Source organism: Piezobacter thermophilus, from assembly GCF_055386745.1.
Genome location: NZ_AP042380.1, coordinates 3,111,374 through 3,128,400 on the forward strand (window position 1 = coordinate 3,111,374; position 17,027 = coordinate 3,128,400).

At 65.2% G+C, this 17,027-nt stretch carries 15 protein-coding genes; 3 read left to right on the plus strand and 12 right to left on the minus strand.

All coding sequences use genetic code 11. The annotated features are described in order from the left end of the window. Window positions 1-9: 9 nt before the first annotated feature. From ACZ5CM_RS15100 to ACZ5CM_RS15120, 5 genes are all read right to left on the minus strand, one after another. Window positions 10-1,323, minus strand: coding sequence for an NAD(P)/FAD-dependent oxidoreductase (locus tag ACZ5CM_RS15100; protein ID WP_464639840.1), 1,314 nt, complete (start codon window positions 1,321-1,323; stop codon window positions 10-12). Further along, complete coding sequence (locus ACZ5CM_RS15105; RefSeq protein ID WP_464639842.1) at window positions 1,323-2,141, minus strand: ABC transporter permease; 819 nt, start codon at window positions 2,139-2,141, stop codon at window positions 1,323-1,325. Before ACZ5CM_RS15105 ends, ACZ5CM_RS15100 begins: the two co-directional genes overlap by 1 nt. Then, window positions 2,138-3,028: an ABC transporter permease subunit gene (locus ACZ5CM_RS15110; RefSeq protein WP_464639844.1), complete on the minus strand. Its 891-nt coding sequence runs from the start codon at window positions 3,026-3,028 to the stop codon at window positions 2,138-2,140. The genes ACZ5CM_RS15105 and ACZ5CM_RS15110 overlap by 4 nt, the downstream gene beginning before the upstream one ends. After that, entirely contained in the window at window positions 3,028-4,155 is a 1,128-nt protein-coding gene (locus tag ACZ5CM_RS15115) for an ABC transporter ATP-binding protein (protein ID WP_464639846.1), read from the minus strand. Before ACZ5CM_RS15115 ends, ACZ5CM_RS15110 begins: the two co-directional genes overlap by 1 nt. Window positions 4,156-4,248: 93 nt before the next feature. Then, a complete protein-coding gene (locus ACZ5CM_RS15120) occupies window positions 4,249-5,334 on the minus strand; it encodes a polyamine ABC transporter substrate-binding protein (RefSeq protein ID WP_464639848.1) in 1,086 nt (361 codons plus the stop codon). Between the two features lie 140 nt (window positions 5,335-5,474). Here ACZ5CM_RS15120 and ACZ5CM_RS15125 point away from each other — a divergent pair, with 140 nt between their 5' ends. Both ACZ5CM_RS15125 and ACZ5CM_RS15130 read left to right on the plus strand, forming a co-directional pair. Continuing rightward, the gene (locus ACZ5CM_RS15125) at window positions 5,475-6,164 is read left to right on the plus strand and encodes a GntR family transcriptional regulator (RefSeq protein WP_464639850.1); all 690 of its coding nucleotides are present in this window, start codon (window positions 5,475-5,477) and stop codon (window positions 6,162-6,164) included. 70 nt (window positions 6,165-6,234) lie between these two features. Next, window positions 6,235-7,629, plus strand: coding sequence for an aspartate aminotransferase family protein (locus ACZ5CM_RS15130; RefSeq protein ID WP_464639852.1), 1,395 nt, complete (start codon window positions 6,235-6,237; stop codon window positions 7,627-7,629). A 21-nt stretch (window positions 7,630-7,650) separates the two neighbouring features. Here ACZ5CM_RS15130 and ppk2 read toward each other — a convergent pair whose 3' ends face one another. Both ppk2 and ACZ5CM_RS15140 read right to left on the minus strand, forming a co-directional pair. Further along, window positions 7,651-8,541 carry a polyphosphate kinase 2 gene (ppk2, locus tag ACZ5CM_RS15135; RefSeq protein WP_464642645.1) on the minus strand — a complete coding sequence of 297 codons (891 nt, stop codon included), beginning with the start codon at window positions 8,539-8,541 and terminating at the stop codon, window positions 7,651-7,653. 131 nt (window positions 8,542-8,672) lie between these two features. Beyond that, entirely contained in the window at window positions 8,673-9,131 is a 459-nt protein-coding gene (locus ACZ5CM_RS15140) for an Lrp/AsnC family transcriptional regulator (RefSeq protein WP_464639854.1), read from the minus strand. A 143-nt stretch (window positions 9,132-9,274) separates the two neighbouring features. Here ACZ5CM_RS15140 and ald point away from each other — a divergent pair, with 143 nt between their 5' ends. Next, the gene (gene ald / locus ACZ5CM_RS15145; RefSeq protein ID WP_464639856.1) at window positions 9,275-10,393 is read left to right on the plus strand and encodes an alanine dehydrogenase; all 1,119 of its coding nucleotides are present in this window, start codon (window positions 9,275-9,277) and stop codon (window positions 10,391-10,393) included. A 67-nt stretch (window positions 10,394-10,460) separates the two neighbouring features. Here the strand turns inward: ald and mscL are convergent, their stop codons facing one another. The 5 genes from mscL to ACZ5CM_RS15170 form a co-directional block, all read right to left on the minus strand. Further along, window positions 10,461-10,889, minus strand: a complete 429-nt coding sequence (mscL, locus tag ACZ5CM_RS15150; protein WP_464639858.1) for a large conductance mechanosensitive channel protein MscL — start codon at window positions 10,887-10,889, stop codon at window positions 10,461-10,463. A 135-nt stretch (window positions 10,890-11,024) separates the two neighbouring features. Continuing rightward, window positions 11,025-11,660, minus strand: coding sequence for a phosphoribosyltransferase (locus tag ACZ5CM_RS15155; protein ID WP_464639860.1), 636 nt, complete (start codon window positions 11,658-11,660; stop codon window positions 11,025-11,027). A gap of 185 nt (window positions 11,661-11,845) precedes the next feature. Continuing rightward, window positions 11,846-14,242 carry a phenylalanine--tRNA ligase subunit beta gene (gene pheT, locus ACZ5CM_RS15160; RefSeq protein WP_464639861.1) on the minus strand — a complete coding sequence of 799 codons (2,397 nt, stop codon included), beginning with the start codon at window positions 14,240-14,242 and terminating at the stop codon, window positions 11,846-11,848. Between the two features lie 148 nt (window positions 14,243-14,390). Then, the gene (gene pheS / locus ACZ5CM_RS15165) at window positions 14,391-15,473 is read right to left on the minus strand and encodes a phenylalanine--tRNA ligase subunit alpha (protein ID WP_464639863.1); all 1,083 of its coding nucleotides are present in this window, start codon (window positions 15,471-15,473) and stop codon (window positions 14,391-14,393) included. Between the two features lie 96 nt (window positions 15,474-15,569). Further along, a complete protein-coding gene (locus tag ACZ5CM_RS15170) occupies window positions 15,570-16,988 on the minus strand; it encodes a TrkH family potassium uptake protein (RefSeq protein ID WP_464639865.1) in 1,419 nt (472 codons plus the stop codon). Window positions 16,989-17,027: the final 39 nt, after the last annotated feature.

Here is a 17,027-nt window from a genome sequence, read left to right on the forward strand (position 1 = left end):
GCGGCGCGGTCAAAACAGGTCGCTCAGCCCCAGCAGCCCGTAGAGCGGCCACATGAGCGCCCGCCGCACCCGCCCCAGCGGAAAGCGCCGCATCGCCTCGCGCATGGGGGCCGGAACGGGGGGCTCCGGTCGGCGGCCCAGGGCCAGATCCGCCAGCAGCCGCCCGGCATGGCTTCCCATGGCGACCCCGTTGCCGTGATAGGCAAGCCCCGCGAACATGCCCGGCGCGCCGGGAACCGGGCCCACATAGGGAACACGGTTGCGGGCCAGACAGACCATCCCCGACCAGCTGTGCGTGGCCGGAACATGCGCCCAGGCAGGGAAGAGGCGCTCGAAATCCCGGCGCGTCGCCCTGCGGGCGGCGGCCTCGGCCCGGGGCGAGGCCATCAGCCCCCCGCGCCGCCCGAACAGGAAGCGTCGGTCCGGCATCAGCCGGAAATAATGCAGCAGTGCGCGCGTATCGAAGGCCATCTGGTCGCTGGTCCACCCTTGGGCGGACAGTTCCTCGTCGGTCAATGGTCGGGTGACCATGACCGTGGACTGGGCCGGCATGTAGCGCCCGGCCAGCCAGGGGGGGATGTCTTCGCTCGAATAGCCATTGGTGGCGATGATGACGGCACGGGCCCGGATGTCGGCCGCTCCGGCGCGCAGGCGGAAGCCGGTTGCTCCCCGTTCGATCCCCGATACGGGGCTGTCGCGATAAAGTCGTGCCCCGGCCGATTGCGCCGCCCGCGCCAGTCCGAACAGGTATTTTCGCGGGTTGAGCGCAAAGCCCACCGGGTTGGTGAGCGCCCCGAAGAACGGGCCGGCCAGACCCTGGGCGGGCAGGTCTTCGCGCTCGGTCAACATGCCCTCGCCCCGCTCGGCCAGCCGGCGCAGTCGGGCCATGGCCCGGGCACTGTGGGCCAGCTGGGTTTCCCCCTGCGAATGGGTGTCGGCGGCGATCCGGTGGCGGCGCAGCAGCTCAGCCACCAGTTCGACCGCCGCCCTTTCGGTTTGGAACCAGGCCTCTGCCTGGGCCGCGCCGAAACGGCTGCGCAACTCCGATTCCGAAACCTTGCCCCCGCCCACGCAGCAGAACCCGCCATTGCGCCCCGACGCCCCCCAGCCCGGAAAACGGGCCTCGAACAGCGCGACCGAGGCGCCGGCTTCGGCCAGGTGCAGCGCCGCCGACATGCCGGTATAGCCGCCACCGACAATGGCGACATCGGCGGCGATCTCACCCTTTGCAGGCGGCCAGTCCGGCGTGGCGACGGTTTCGGCCCACCAGCATCCCTGCAGGGGACCGGGGCCATAGGCGTAATCGGCAAAGACGTGCTTCATCACGAGGTGCGCTCTGCCGCCATTTCGTCCCTTCTCTGCCGCACGAGGTTGCGCTTGGAGACCAGCGAGGCAGCGATCACCCCCACGGTGACAATCGCGATCATGATGGTCGAAAGGGCGTTGATTTCCGGGCTGACCCCCAGCCGCACCGCCGAGAAGATCTTGATCGGCAAGGTGGTCGCCGAGGGGCCCGAGGTAAAGGACGCAATCACCAGATCGTCCAGCGAAAGGGTGAAGGCCAGCAGCCAGCCGGAGATGACCGCCGGCGCGATGATCGGCAGGGTCACCAGCCGGAAGGCCTCGGCCCGGGAACAGCCCAGATCCAGCGCCGCTTCTTCCAGTGAAAGGTCGAAGGTGGCCAGCCGCGAGGACACCACCACCGAGACATAGCACATGGAAAAGGTGGTATGGGCAAGCACGATGGTCAGCACCCCCCGGTCCAGCCCGATCCCGATGAACAGCAGCAGCAGCGACAGGCCGGTGATGACCTCGGGCATGACCAGCGGCGCGTAGATCATGCCGGAAAACAGCGTCCGCCCCCGGAACCGCCCGCCGCGCACCATCACATAGGCTGCCATGGTGCCCAGGACCGTCGCCAGCGTCGAGGAGGCCACCGCCACCTTCAGCGTCACCCAGGCGGCGTTCAGGAAGGCCCTGTCGCGAAACAGCTCTCCATACCATTTTGTGGAAAAGCCGGCCCAGACGGTGACCAGCTTGCTTTCGTTGAAGCTGTAGATGATCAGGATCACCATCGGGATGTAGAGGAAGGCAAATCCCAGCGTCAGCGACACCGTGTTGAACCAGCTGAGGCGGTTCATTTCTCGGCCTCCTGCTGTCTTTCCTGGTTGCGCTGGAACAGGACGATGGGCACCACCAGGATCAGCAGCAGCACCACCGCCACGGCGCTGGCCACCGGCCAGTCGCGATTGCTGAAGAATTCCTCCCACAGCACCTTGCCGATCATCAGCGTACGCGACCCGCCCAGCAGCGAGGGGATCACGAATTCGCCCAGCGCCGGGATGAAGACCAGGAAACAGCCGGCGATGATGCCGTTCTTCGACAGCGGCACGGTGACCAGCCAGAATGCGCTCAGCCGCGAGCAGCCCAGATCCTCGGCCGCTTCGATCAGGGAATTGTCCATCCGGTCCAGCGCGGCATAGATCGGCAGGACCATGAAGGGCAGGTAGGTATAGACGATGCCGATATAGACCGCCGTGTTGGTGTTGAGGATCATCAGCGGACGGTCGATCACGCCAAGCCACAGCAGGAACTGGTTGAGAATCCCTTCCTGGCTGAGAATCCCCATCCACGAATAGACGCGGATGAGGAAGCTGGTCCAGAACGGCAGGATGACCAGCATCATCAGCGTGGGGCGCCATTCCTCGGGGGCGCGGGCCATGCCATAGGCGATCGGGTAGCCGGCCAGCAGCGTCATCGCCGTCGAGGCCAGCGCGATCCACAGGCTGGACAGGTAGGCTTTCCAGTAAAGATCGTCCTGGGTCAGCCAGATGAAATTCTCGAAATCCAGCGCGGCAAGGAAATCGCGGATCCCCTGCCAGCCGGCGGAAAGATCCAGTGTCGGGGTATAGGGCGGAATCGAAATCGCGGCATCGGACAGAGAGATCTTCAGCACGATGACGAAAGGCACCAGGAACAGCGCCAGCAGCCACAGATAGGGCACCGCGATCAGGATCAGGCGCCGCATCAGTCCGCCAGAAGAACACCGGCCGTGGCCGTCCAGGACAGCCAGACCGTGTCTTCCCAGGTAAAGCTGCGCCGCGAGATCCGGCGCGTGTTCGATGTCTGCGCCTTGACAATCTGGCCCGTGGGCAGCTGCACGTGATAGGTGGACAGGTTGCCCAGATAGGCGATGTCGTGAATGCGCCCCTGCACCGCGTTGTCGGCGTCCGCCGGACGTTCGGCGCTGATGGCCACCTTTTCCGGCCGGATAGCCAGGAAACAGGCCTGCCCCGGCGAAAAGCTGCGCGCAGATGCGGCGATCAGGGGCGGCTGCCCCTCGGCCCAGTCCACGCGAAAGCGGCCCTCGCCCGCGGGTGTGGCCCGGCCCTCGAACAGGTTTACCTCGCCGATGAAGTCGGCCACATAGACGCTTTCGGGTTCCTCGTAGATCCGATCGGGCGTGGCCACCTGCATCAGGCGGCCTTCATCCATCACCGCGATGCGGCTGGCGACCGTCATCGCCTCTTCCTGGTCATGGGTGACGATCACGAAGGTGGTGCCGGTCTTTTCCTGGATGTCCATCAGCTCGAACTGGGTCTGCTGGCGCAGCTTGGCATCCAGCGCCCCCATGGGTTCGTCCAGCAGCAGCAGCTTCGGCGCCTTGGCCAGGCTGCGGGCCAGCGCCACCCGCTGTCTCTGCCCGCCCGAGATCTGGTGCGGCTTGCGATGGGCGAATTTTTCCAGCCGGGTCAGGCGCAGCATCTCCTCGACCCGGGCGGCGATTTCCTCTTTCGGCTTGCGGTCGCGGCGCAGGCCGAAGGCGATATTGTCCCATACGCTCAGATGCGGAAACAGCGCGTAGGACTGGAACATCATGTTGACCGCCCGCCTGTTGGGCGGAATCCCGGCAATGTCCTGCCCGGCCAGCTCGATCCTTCCCTCGGTCGGGTCCTCGAACCCGGCCAGCATCCGCATCATGGTGGTCTTGCCGCAGCCTGACGGCCCCAGAAGGGCGAAGAACTCGCGTTCGTAGATATCCAGCGACAGGTTGTCGATGGCGGTGAAGGACCCGAACCGCTTGGTCACATTGCGGAACCGGATCAGCGGACGGGCATCCGGGTCGTTCCAGGGCTCAAAACTGGACGTCTGCAAGGCGAACCCCCGGGGCAGCGGGAAAATGACGATGGGATGACTGGGACATGCCCCAATTGCCGGCCGGGGCGCTGCCCGGCCGGCGGCGGGCTGTCAGGTGCCCGACTTGATCTTGGTCCACAGCCGGGTGACCACCCTTTGTACCTTCGGCGGGTAGGGGGTGGTCGTGTAGAGGTTCTTCAGCGTTTCCTCGTCCGGGTAGATGGCCGGATCTTCAAGGATTTCCGGCAGGACGTATTGCTGGCTCGCCAGGTTGCCGTTGGCGTAGTAGACGTAGTTTGTCGCCTGCGCCATGTTCTTCGCGTCCATGATGAAGTTGAGGAACTTGTGCGCCCCGTCCGGGTTCGGCGCATCCACCGGAATTGCCATCTGGTCAAACCACATCAGCGCGCCCTCCTTGGGGGCGTTATATGCGATCTCGACCCCGTTTTCTGCCTCGTCGGCGCGGTCGCGGGCCTGAAGGATGTCACCCGACCAGCCGAAGGCCACGCAGATGTCGCCATTGGCCAGCGCGTTGATGTATTCGGAGTTGTGGAATTTCAGCACATAGGGGCGCACCGCGGACAGCACCGCCTCGGTCCTGGCGATCACCTTCGGGTCCTGGCTGTCGGGATCTTCGCCCAGATACTTGAGCGCGGCCGGGATCATCTCCGTCGGCGCGTCGAGGAAATGCACGCCGCACGAGGCCAGCTTTTCCATGTTGGCCGGATCGAAGATCAGCGCCAGGCTGTCGATGGGTGCATCCTCGCCCAGCACCTCGCGCACCTTGTTGACGTTCACGCCGATGCCGGTGGTGCCCCACATGTAGTTGATGGAATATTCGTTGCCCGGATCATATTGCGCCGTGCGCTCCATGATCACGTCCCACATGTTCTTGAGATTGGGCAGCTTGGACTTGTCCAGCTTCTGGAACGCACCGGCCTGGATCTGACGCTGCAGGAAGGTGCCCGAGGGTACCACCACGTCATAACCCGACCCGCCGGCCAGCATCTTGGTTTCCAGCACCTCGTTGCTGTCGAACACGTCGTAGATCAGCTTGATGCCGGTTTCTTCCTCGAACTTGGTCAGCAGCTCTTCGTCGATATAGTCCGACCAGTTGTAGACCCGGACTTCCTCGGCAAGAACGGCGGTGGCGCCCAAGGTCAGAACCGCGGTCAGCGCAAGTGATTTTATCGTCATGAGTGTCTCCCTGATGGCCAATGGAATATTTCCCGATTTTCGGGATTTGATCAAGTTTTGCTTTTCCCATCGGCAACGGCTATGTTTCCACCCATCGCAGGACAAGACAAGTCATCTCCGGCCCGCAACAGGACAGAGCCTTGAATTTGATCAAAAATGAAGCACGAAAGACCGAAAAACCGGCGGCCGGGCTGCCAGCACATGAACGGGTGTATCGCAAGCTGCGCGCGCAGATCCTGTTCGGGGAAATGGCACCGGGGCAGCCGGTCACGATCCAGGGCCTGACCGAATCGCTCGGCGCCGGGATGACGCCGGTGCGCGAGGCCATCCGGCGGCTGATTTCCGACGGGGCGCTGGTATTCCAGGGCAATCGCCGGGTCAGCGTTCCGGTCCTCACTGCGGCGGATATCGAGCAGCTGAATTATGTCAGGATATCAATCGAATCCGAACTCACCCGGCGGGCGGCGCGGCGCATGGACAGGCACGCCATCACCCGGCTTGAAGCGATCGACGCCCAGCTGGACAAGGCGATCGAGACCGGCGACGTCCCCGGATACCTGGCCCGGAACTACCAATTCCACGCCGCCATCTATGCCGAGGCCGCGGCCCCGATCATGTCCGAGCTTGCCGACCGGCTGTGGCTGCGCTTCGGGCCATCCCTGCGGGTGGTCTGCGGCCGGTTCGGGACCCAGAACCTGCCCGACCGCCACAAGGATCTGCTGGCCGCGCTGCGAAACGGCGATGTCGAGGGCGCGGCCGAGGCCATGAAACGGGACGTGCAGCAGGGCATGGAAATGGTCGCCGGCACCCTCTCCGCATCGGGCGGCTGATCCTGTTTCAATTGACACCCGATAATTTGATCATATTCTGCGAGACGTCCGGATTCGCAGGAGACGTCCCATGACCGTCATCACCAACCACATGCCCACGGCCGAACTGCAGGCGCTGGATGCGGCACATCACATGCACCCGTTCACGGCCAATGAAGACCTTGCTGCCAGGGGCGCGCGCGTCATCACCGGGGCAAGGGGCGTCTTCCTGACCGACAGCGAGGGCAACCGGATCCTCGACGGCATGGCCGGGCTGTGGTGCGTGAACATCGGCTATGGCCGGGACGAGCTGGCCGAGGTAGCCGCCCGCCAGATGCGCGAGCTGCCCTATTACAACACCTTCTTCCAGACCACCCATGTGCCGGCCATCGCGCTGGCGGCGAAGCTGGCGGAACTGGCGCCGGGCGATCTCAATCACGTTTTCTTCGCCTCCGGCGGCTCCGAGGCGAATGACACCAATATCCGCCTGGTGCGGGCCTACTGGGCGGAAAAGGGCAAGCCGTCCAAGCGGATCATCATCAGCCGCCGCAACGCCTATCACGGCTCGACCGTCGGCGCGGCAAGCCTCGGCGGCATGAGCGCGATGCACGCGCAGGGCGGCCTTCCGATCCCGGACATCCACCATATCGACCAGCCCGACTGGTGGGCCGAGGGCGGCGCGATGAGCCCCCAGGAATTCGGCCTCGAACGTGCCCGCCAGCTGGAGCGCGCCATCGCCGAGCTGGGCGAGGACAACATCGCCGCCTTCATCGCCGAGCCGGTGCAGGGCGCGGGCGGGGTGATCGTGCCGCCCGACAGCTACTGGCCCGAGATCCAGCGCATCTGCGACAAACACGAGATTTTGCTGATCGCCGACGAGGTGATCTGCGGCTTCGGCCGCACCGGCAACTGGTTCGGCAGCCAGACCCTGAACATCCGCCCCGACATCATGACCGTGGCCAAGGGGCTGAGCTCGGGCTATCAGCCGATCGGCGCCTCGATCGTTTCGGACGAGGTGGCCGAGGTGATCGGCCGGATCGAATTCAACCACGGCTATACCTATCACGCCCACCCGGTGGCCGCCGCCGTTGCCCTGAAAAACCTCGAAATCATGGAAGAGGAAAACGTGATCGGCCATGTGCGCGAGACGGCCGCGCCCCACCTGGCGGACAGGTGGCACGCCCTGGCCGATCACCCGCTGGTGGGCGAGGCGCGGATCCTCGGGCTGATGGCCTCGATCGCGCTTACCCCCGACAAGGCCGCCCGCGCCCCCTTTGCCAGCGAGCCGGGCACCGTCGGCCTGATCTGCCGTGAGCGCTGCTTTGCCAACAACCTGGTCATGCGCCATGTGGGCGACCGCATGATCATCGCCCCGCCCCTGACCATCACCCCCGGCGAGATCGACATCCTGATCGAACGCGCCCGCCGGGCCCTGGACGAAACCCTGGCCGAGCTGAAATCCCGCGACCTGCTGCGCGCGGCCTGAACCGCCGCGCGCGGGGCACGGTCAGTAGATCTTGGGCACGTAGAGTTCGTCCGGCAGGACCTGGCGTTCATATTTCGGGTCGTGCTTGCGCTCGGGCAGGGTGACCTTTTCGCTGGGGATCTCGTAGTAGGGGATCTTCGACAGGATGTGTTCGATGCAGTTGAGCCGCTCGCGCTTCTTGTCGTTGCCCTCGACGATATACCAGGGCGCCTCGGGAATGTTGGTGCGTTCGAACATCTCTTCCTTGGCCTTGGTGTATTCCTCCCAGCGCACGCGGGCTTCCAGATCCATCGGCGACAGCTTCCACTGCTTCATCGGGTCGTGAATGCGCATGAGAAAGCGCAGCTGCTGTTCCTCGTCGGTGATCGAGAACCAGTATTTCAGCAGGATGATGCCCGAGCGCACCAGCATGCGTTCGAATTCGGGCACGTCCTGAAAGAACTGCTCGACCTGTTCCTCGGTGGCAAAGCCCATCACCCGCTCGACCCCGGCGCGGTTGTACCACGACCGGTCGAACAGCACGATTTCACCCCCTGCCGGCAGATGTGGCACGTAGCGCTGGAAATACCACTGGCTCTGCTCGCGCCGGTTCGGGGCGGGCAGGGCCACGACCCGCGCCACCCGCGGGTTCAGCCGCTGGACGATGCGCTTGATCACCCCGCCCTTGCCGGCGGCGTCGCGCCCTTCGAACAGGATGCAGATCTTGGCGCCGGTGTGCTGCACCCAGTCCTGCACCTTGATGAGCTCGGCCTGCAGGCGCAGCAGGTTGCGGAAATAGGTGCGCCGGTCCAGCGCGTCGGGGTGATGCGCCTTGTAGACCTTGCGCAGCTCCAGCGAGAGCATCGGTTCGGAGAACTCGACCTCGATATCCTCGTCGAAGGTATCCTGAAGCTCGGCCTCGAGCCACTCCATCACGTGGTTGTCGCCATCTTCCCTTCTCTTGTTCCGCTCGAATTCCTCGTCGGTCACGGTATTCTCCTTTCCTGCCCGTCACATTGCCGCCGAACCCCGCGCCGGAACGCGATGGCGGCAGGCTTGTCATCCTAGATAGGAAGCGCAGTGGTCTTGAACACCGTCCGCAGGGCAAAGCTTGACTGCATCTGCGCCACGCCCGGCAATCGGGCAAGATACTGCCGGTGGATACGGGCAAAATCCTCGGTGTTCTCGGCTACGACCTTGAGGATGTAATCCGCCGTGCCGGCCATCAGGTGACATTCCAGCACATCGGGGATGCGGGCAACGGCCTTCTCGAAAGCATCAAGCAACTCGTCCGCCTGCCCCTGCAGGGTGATCTCGACGAAAACCGTTGTCGGCACCCCCATCTTGCGGGCGTCCAGCAGCGCCACGTAATCCTTGATATAGCCTTCGGCCTCAAGCCTCTGCACCCGCCGGTGGCAGGCCGAGGGAGAAAGATTCACCTTTTCCGACAATTCCGCATTCGACATCCTGCCGCGAAGCTGCAGCGCCGCCAGAATTTTCCTGTCCGTCGCATCCAAAGTCATTTCCGCCATACCTTCCCGTATATCCGATCATCCTTCGAAGATCGTTCGAATTTCACCAGTCTGTGCGACCGATATTATCACGGAAATTGCGGATGAAACCGCCTAGGATTCGGGCAGGATACGAATGGAGGAGGTTCCAGCCCATGCGAATCGGCTGCCCGAAAGAGATCAAGCCGCAGGAGTTCCGCGTCGGCATGACACCCAACGCGGTGCACGAAGCAGTCAGGCACGGACACGAAGTCGTCATCGAAAAGGGTGCCGGGGCGGGGTCGGGCTTCGACGACGCCAGCTATGTGGCAGCGGGCGCCCGCATTCTCGATTCGGCCGAGGAAATCTTCGCCTCCGCCGACATGATCGTGAAGGTCAAGGAACCTCAGCCGGCCGAGCGCCGGATGCTGCGCGAAGGCCAGGTTCTGTTCACCTATCTGCACCTCGCCCCCGACCCCGAGCAGACCCGCGATCTGCTGGCCAGCGGCGTCACCGCAATCGCCTATGAAACCGTGACCGACGACCGGGGCGGGCTGCCGCTGCTGGCACCGATGTCCGAGGTGGCGGGCAAGCTCGCCCCTCAGGTCGGCGCCTGGACCCTGCAGAAGGCCAATGGCGGGCGCGGTGTCCTGATGGGGGGCGTCCCCGGTGTCGCCCCGGCAAAGGTGCTCGTGATCGGGGGCGGGCATGTGGGGACGCATGCCGCCCGGGTCGCCGCCGGCATGGGGGCCGACGTCACCGTTCTGGACAAGTCCCTGGAGCGCCTGCGCTATCTCGATGACGTCTTCGGCGGGCTGTTCAAGACCGCCTATTCCAGCGCCGGCGCCACCGCCCAGCTGATCACCACCGCCGACATGGTGGTGGGCGCGGTGCTGATCCCCGGCGCCGCCGCGCCCAAGCTGGTCACGCGCGCGCAGCTTTCCACCATGAAACCGGGCGCGGCCATCGTCGATGTCGCCATCGACCAGGGGGGATGCTTCGAAACATCGCGCCCCACGACGCATCAGGATCCGATCTACGAGGTGGACGGGATCATGCATTACTGCGTCGCCAACATGCCCGGCGCCGTCGCCCGCACCTCGACCATTGCCCTGGGCAACGCTACCATGCCCTACATGCTGGCTCTTGCCGACAAGGGCTGGAAACAGGCCTGTGCCGAAGATCCGAACCTTCTGAACGGCCTGAACGTGCACGCGGGAAAGCTGACGATCTACGCCGTGGGCAAGGCGCTGGGCATTGACGTGGTTTCTCCGCAACTGGTGATCAAGAACTGACGAACCCGTCTGCGACTTCCGGCCGCGCCGTTCGGGCGGCGCGGCCCTCGCCCCCGGCGCCCGGAGATCATCCCTTCTTCAGGGCATCGCGGATCTCGATCAGAATATCCTTCTCGGTCGGCCCAGGATCGGGCGCCGGTGTTGCCTTTTCTTCAGTGTTCACCGCCTCCCTGACCTTGTTCACATAGCGAACCAGCAGAAACACCACGAAGGCGATGAGAAGGAAGTTGATGACCGCCGTGATGAATGCACCATAGGCGAACACCACGGCCCCCGCCTCGCGCGCCTCTGCCAGCGACGCATAGGGACCACCATCGCCCAGCACCACGAACAGGTTGGAGAAGTCCAGCCCCCCCACCAATGCCCCGATGACGGGGTTGATCAGATCACCCACCAGCGATTTGACGATCGCAGTAAAAGCCGCTCCGATGATGATCCCGACGGCCATGTCCATGACATTGCCGCGGGCAATGAATTCCTTGAATTCCCTGAGCATTGCACCCTCCCAATCACGCTCACGATCAAAGCGGTCAATGGTTCCGGCATCAAGATATTGACCACTTTGGGCTGAAGCCTACCATATCCAGAGAGACCAGACGAATCCCTTGACCACCCACGCCACCCGGAACCGTCATGCCCGCCCTTGCATGAGCGCGATCACCTCTTCATCGGGAACCTGAGGGAAACTGCGGTAATGGGCGCCCACCGCCCAGAAGGGCTCGGGCGTGGCCAGGCAGATCACCCGATCCGCCTGCGCGCGCAATTCGCGGATCGTATCTGCAGGAGCGACCGGAACCGCCACCCACAGCTGCGCCGGCTCGCGCAACCTTGTTGCCTCGATGGCAACGCGCATCGTGGCCCCGGTGGCGATCCCGTCATCGACGATGATTGCCGTCCGCCCCCGCACCGGCTCGGGCGCCCTTCCGGCCATGTATCGCGCCCGCCGCGCTTCGATCTCGGCCCGTTTCCTGAGGATCTGGTCGGAAAAATCTTCCGGCGCCAGCCCCGAGGCACGCAGGATCTCCTCGTTCCAGACCGACACCGGCGTGTCTCCATCGACAATTGCCCCGGCAGCAAGTTCCGAATGCCCCGGCATCCCGATCTTGCGCACCAGAACCAGGTCGAGCGGAGCGTCGAGCACATCCGCCATGACCGCACCCAGGGGCACGCCTCCCCGTGGCAGCGCCAGAATCACCGGGTCATCCGGCGCTTCTTCCGCAACTGCCTGCGCAAGCCGCTCTGCCGCATCCTGCCGATCCCGGAACATGGCCGCTACTCCCATGCTGCCTTGTCACGGCCGATCATGCCACGCAATTCACCCGACGTCACCGGGACGGAATCTGCCCCTTCCTTTTGCCCCAAATACTCCGGGGGTGAACGGGCCGTAGGCCCGGAGGGGGCAGAGCCCCCTTTCGGGTCGGATCGCGTACGCGATCCGAAAGACCGCCCCCCTCAGCCGCGCAGAACGCCACCCGTGGCTCTGGCAACCTTCTCGACAATCTTTTCCGACACTGCCTCGATCTCCTTCTCGGTCAGCGTCTTCTCGCTCGGCTGCAGGCGCACGGTGATGGCAAGGGATTTCTTGCCCTCGCCAAGATTGCCGCCGATGAATTCGTCAAAAACCCTCACCTCCTCGATCAGAGCCTTGTCGGCCCCGGCCGCGGCGTTCACCAGCTTCTGCGCCTCCACATCCGCATCGACGACGAAGGCGAAATCGCGCTCGACCGCCTGAAGGTCGCGCAGGGCCAACGCCCCCCGATTGGCACCCGACTTGCGCGGAAGCGGGACCTCGTCCGGCCAGACGACGAAACCCACCACCGGGCCCTTGACGTCCAGCTTCTGCAACACCCTGGGGTGCAACTCTCCGAACACGCCCAGAACCTTCTTCGGCCCCAGGCAGATGCGCCCATGCCGGCCCGGATGCCACCACCCTTCACCGCCGCGCAGAACCTGCACCTTTGCGGGGGCGCCGATCGCCGACAGCACCGCTTCGGCATCGGCCTTGACGTCGAACGGATCTACAGGGCGCGACTCGCCATGCACGTCCTTCGGGCCCGTCCGCCCGACAATAATCCCGGCGATGGCCGTTCTCTGCTGCCCCGGTTCGCCACCGAAGAATTCCGGCCCGGCCTCGAACAGGGCCAGATCCGTGAACCCGCGCGCCTGGTTGCGCGCCGCCGCCCGCAGAAGCCCCGGCAGAAGCGAAGGCCGCATATGCGACATCTCCGAGGAAATCGGGTTGGCCAGCATGGTCTCGTCGGTGCCGCCGCCGAAAAGCGCGGCCGCCTCGCGGTCGATGAAGGAATAGCTCACGCATTCGTTGTAGCCCAGCGCCGCCGCCATGCGCCGTGCCGCCTGCACCCGGCGCTGGTGTACGGTCATAACCGGCCGGGGCACGCCCGGCGTCAGCCGCGGCAGCGGCCGGCCTTCCAGCTTCGTCAGAGAGGCGATCCGGGCGACCTCTTCCACCAGGTCGGCCTCTCCCTGCACATCCGGGCGCCAGCTGGGCACATAGGCCATGTTCCCCTCCAGGAGAAAGCCCAGCCGGGTCAGGATCTGGCGCTGCTCGGATTCGGGGATGTCCATGCCGACCAGGCTTTTCACCCGCTCGGGATCGAGCCGGAAGGCGCGGGAGTGGTCAGGCACCTCGCCCGCAATCACCACCTCGGAGGCCTCGCCCCCGCACAGGTCGAGGATTATCTGCGTGGCATGCTCCAGCCCCGGCAAGGTGTATTCGGGGTCCACCCCCCGCTCGAACCGGTAGCGCGCATCCGAATTGATCCGCAAGGCCCGCCCGGTCAGCGCGATCTGGACGTGGTTCCAGTAGGCGCTCTCCAGAAAGACGTTGACGGTGTCGCCAGTCACGCCGGTCGCAAGCCCGCCCATGATGCCGGCGATGCTTTCTGGTCCGTTGTCGTCAGAGATGACGATCATGCCGGGCTGAAGGGCATATTCCTTCTCGTCCAGCGCCACGATCTTCTCGCCCCCCCTGGCGCGGTGCACGCGCAGGCCGCCCTTGACCTTGTCGGCGTCGAAAACATGCAGCGGGCGGTTCTGGTCATAGGTGAAGTAGTTGGTGATATCGACCAGCGCCGAAATCGGGCGCAGCCCGATGGCACGCAGTTGGTCCTGCAACCATTGCGGGCTGGGACCATTGCGCACCCCCCGGATCAGCCGCCCGGCAAACAGCGGGCAGCCATCGCGCGTGTCCTCGTCGATGGTCACCTTGACGGGGCACGGGAAGTCGCCGGGCACCGTCACCGGTTTGCGGGTCTTCAGCGTGCCCAGCCCCCGCGCCGCCAGGTCGCGGGCGATCCCGTGCACGCCCAGCGCGTCGGGACGGTTCGGCGTAATGGCAATCTCGATCACCGGATCGATGCGCGCCGGGTCGTTCTCGGCCAGCCAGTCCACGAACTTCTCGCCCACCTCGCCCGAGGGCAGCTCGATGATGCCGTCATGTTCGTCGGAAAGCTCCAGCTCGCGCTCGGAGCACATCATGCCGTGGCTTTCGACGCCGCGGATATTGCCGACCGAAAGCGTCACGTCGATGCCGGGAACGTAGTCGCCCGGCCGGGCCAGAACCACGGTGATGCCCGGCCGGGCATTGGGCGCACCGCAGACGATCTGGCGCTCGCCATCGACGGTTTCCACGACGCAGACCTTCAGCCGGTCGGCATCGGGGTGCTTTTCGGCGCTTTTCACCCGCGCGATGGTGAAGGGCGCCAGCCGCTCGGCCGGGTTGTAGATGCTTTCGACCTCAAGGCCCAGATCGGTCAGAGCCTCGGCGATTTCCTCGACCGTCGCCGTGGTGTCCAGGTGGTCCTTCAGCCAGGAGAGGGTGAATTTCATGTCCGGGTCTCCTTGAGGAGCATGCGTTTCGTCGCAAGACCGATATCCGGGGCGTCAGCCCCGGTTCGCGCCCGACCCGCCCCCCAGGGCGGGCGCGAATTGCGCCCACCCTCGGGCCGGGCGCGAACCTCTGTTCCCTGCCGTGACGTCACCGGCTCAGCCCCCCGCGCAGGGTCGGCACGTCGAGCGCCGCGAACCCGTAGTGCCGCAGCCACCGCAGGTCGGATTCGAAGAACGCCCGCAGGTCGGGAATGCCGTATTTCAGCATCGCCAGCCGGTCGATGCCGATACCGAAGGCAAAGCCCTGGTATTTCCCGGGGTCGATGCCACCGGCGGCGATGACCTTCGGGTGGACCATGCCCGACCCGAGGATCTCCAGCCAGTCGTCGCCCTCGCCGATCTTCAGCGTCCCGCCCTGCCACGAGCAGCGGATATCGACCTCGGCCGAGGGCTCGGTGAACGGGAAATGCGAGGCGCGAAAGCGCAGCTCCACCTCGTCAACCTCGAAGAAGGCCTTGACGAATTCCTCAAGCGTCCATTTGAGGTTCGCCATCGAGATGTCCCGGTCCAGCGCCAGCCCCTCGACCTGGTGGAACATCGGGGTGTGGGTCTGGTCGTAATCGGCGCGATAGACGCCGCCGGGGCAGATCACCCGCAGCGGCGCACCGTGGGCCTCCATGGCGCGGATCTGCACCGGAGAGGTATGGGTGCGCAGCACATGCGGCGCCCGCTCGTCCCCTTCCGCGCGGTGCATGTAGAAGGTGTCCATCTCGGCCCGCGCAGGGTGATGGGCGGGAATGTTGAGCGCGTCGAAATTGTACCAGTCGGTTTCGATCCGCGGTCCCTCGGCCACGGAAAAGCCCATCTCGGCGAAGATCGCGGTCAGCTCTTCGGTGGCCTGGCTGACCGGGTGGATGGTGCCCTGCCGACGCCTGCGCGCGGGCAGCGTGACATCCAGCCATTCGGCGCGCAGCCTCTCCTCCAGCGCCGCATCGGCCAGCGCCGCCTTGCGCGCGGCCAGGGCGCTGTTGATTTCGCTCTTGAGCGCATTGAGCGCCGGGCCGGCCTGCTTGCGCTCATCGGGGGTCATCTTCCCCAGCGCGCGCATCTTCAGGCTGACCTCGCCCTTCTTGCCCACGGCCGAGACGCGGATGGCCTCCAGCGCCGCCTCGTCCGCCGCATCGGCAATCTGGCCGAGATATTTTCGCTTGAGATCGTCGAGATCGTCCACGGGCAGGCTCCTTGCATCAAACGCGTGCTTGCTAACGCAAGGTCGAGCGGGCCACAAGTTCCACATGGGCACCGCAGACGGCGCGGGGCCTGCGGGTCACAGCTCGCGCCAGAAGCCGGGCAGGAACAGGGTGTAGACGGTCATCATCTCCAGCCGGCCCACATACATGCCGAAGGCCAGCAGCAGCTTCGGCCCCGCCCCCAGATCGGCGAAATTGCCCGCCGGCCCGATGCTGTCGCCGATGCCGGGGCCGACATTGGCAATCGCCGTCAGCGCCCCGCTCAGCGAGGTGGCAAAGTCCAGCCCCATCAGGGCCAGCGCCCCGGCCAGCACCGCCACCGTCACCAGGTAGAAGGTGAAGAACGCCATCACCCCCTGAAGCACGTCCGGCGCCACCGGGCGGCCTTCGTAGCGGATCGCGAAAACCCCGTTGGGGCTGACCACCCGGCGCATGCTGGCCTTGAGCGCCCGCCACAGGATGATCCAGCGCATCGCCTTGGCCCCGCCCGCGGTGGATCCGGTGCAGCCCCCCACCGCCGTCAGGCCGAAGAACACCACCGCCGCAAACGGCCCCCACATGGTGTAGTCGGTCGTCGCATAGCCGGTGGTTGTCACCACCGAAACCACGTTGAAGGCCACCAGCCGCAGGGCGTCGAACAGAAGGAACCCGCTGTTGAACCACAGCCAGAAGGTCATGATCGCGATGACGGCGGACAGCGCCAGAAGCATCGCCCGCACCTGTTCGCTGGCCACGGTTCCGCGTGTGACAAGGCGCAGATACCACACGAATGGCAGCCCGCCCATCAGCATGAAGGCGGTGGCCGACCATTGCAGAAAGGCGCTGTCGAAGTGCCCGAAGGATGAGTCGTAGTTGGAAAACCCGCCCGTGGAGAGGGTCGTCAGCGCGTGCGTTATCGCGTCGAAGGACGACATGCCCCCAGCAAGGTACACCGCCGCGCAGGCGAGGATAAGCGCAAGATAGGTGCCCAGCGTGCCCATGGCGAAGCGGGTGGCGGTGCGGAATTCCTTCTCGTTCCTGTCCGAGCTTTCGGTGCGGAAAAGCTGCATCCCGCCGACCCGCAGGACCGGCAGAAGCGCCATGCCGGCGACCACGAAGCCGACGCCGCCGATGCCTTGCAGAATGGCGCGCCACAGAAGAATGCCGGGCGGGGTTTCATCAAGACCGCTCATGACGGTCGAACCGGTTGTCGTCACCGCCGAGATGGTTTCGAACAGCGCATCCACCGCGGTCAGTTTCCACAGGAACAGCGGCAGGGCACCCGCCAGCGCAGCAGAGAGCCACACCGAGGACGTCAGCAGAAAGGTATGCGGGCGGCGGAACCGGGCCAGCTCGCCGCCTCTTACCGCAAGGGTGATCAGGCCGCCGACAAGGCCCGAGATGAAGGCGGCCTCGGCGAACACGCCGGCGGTGGCGCGGAAGATGAAGGCGTCAAGCGCCATCAGGGCCGCCACGCCGAGCACGATCAAGCCGTTTGCGAAGATCACCAGCCGCATGGCCGTTTCCCTTCCCTGCCGGTCGCGCCCCAGACAAGC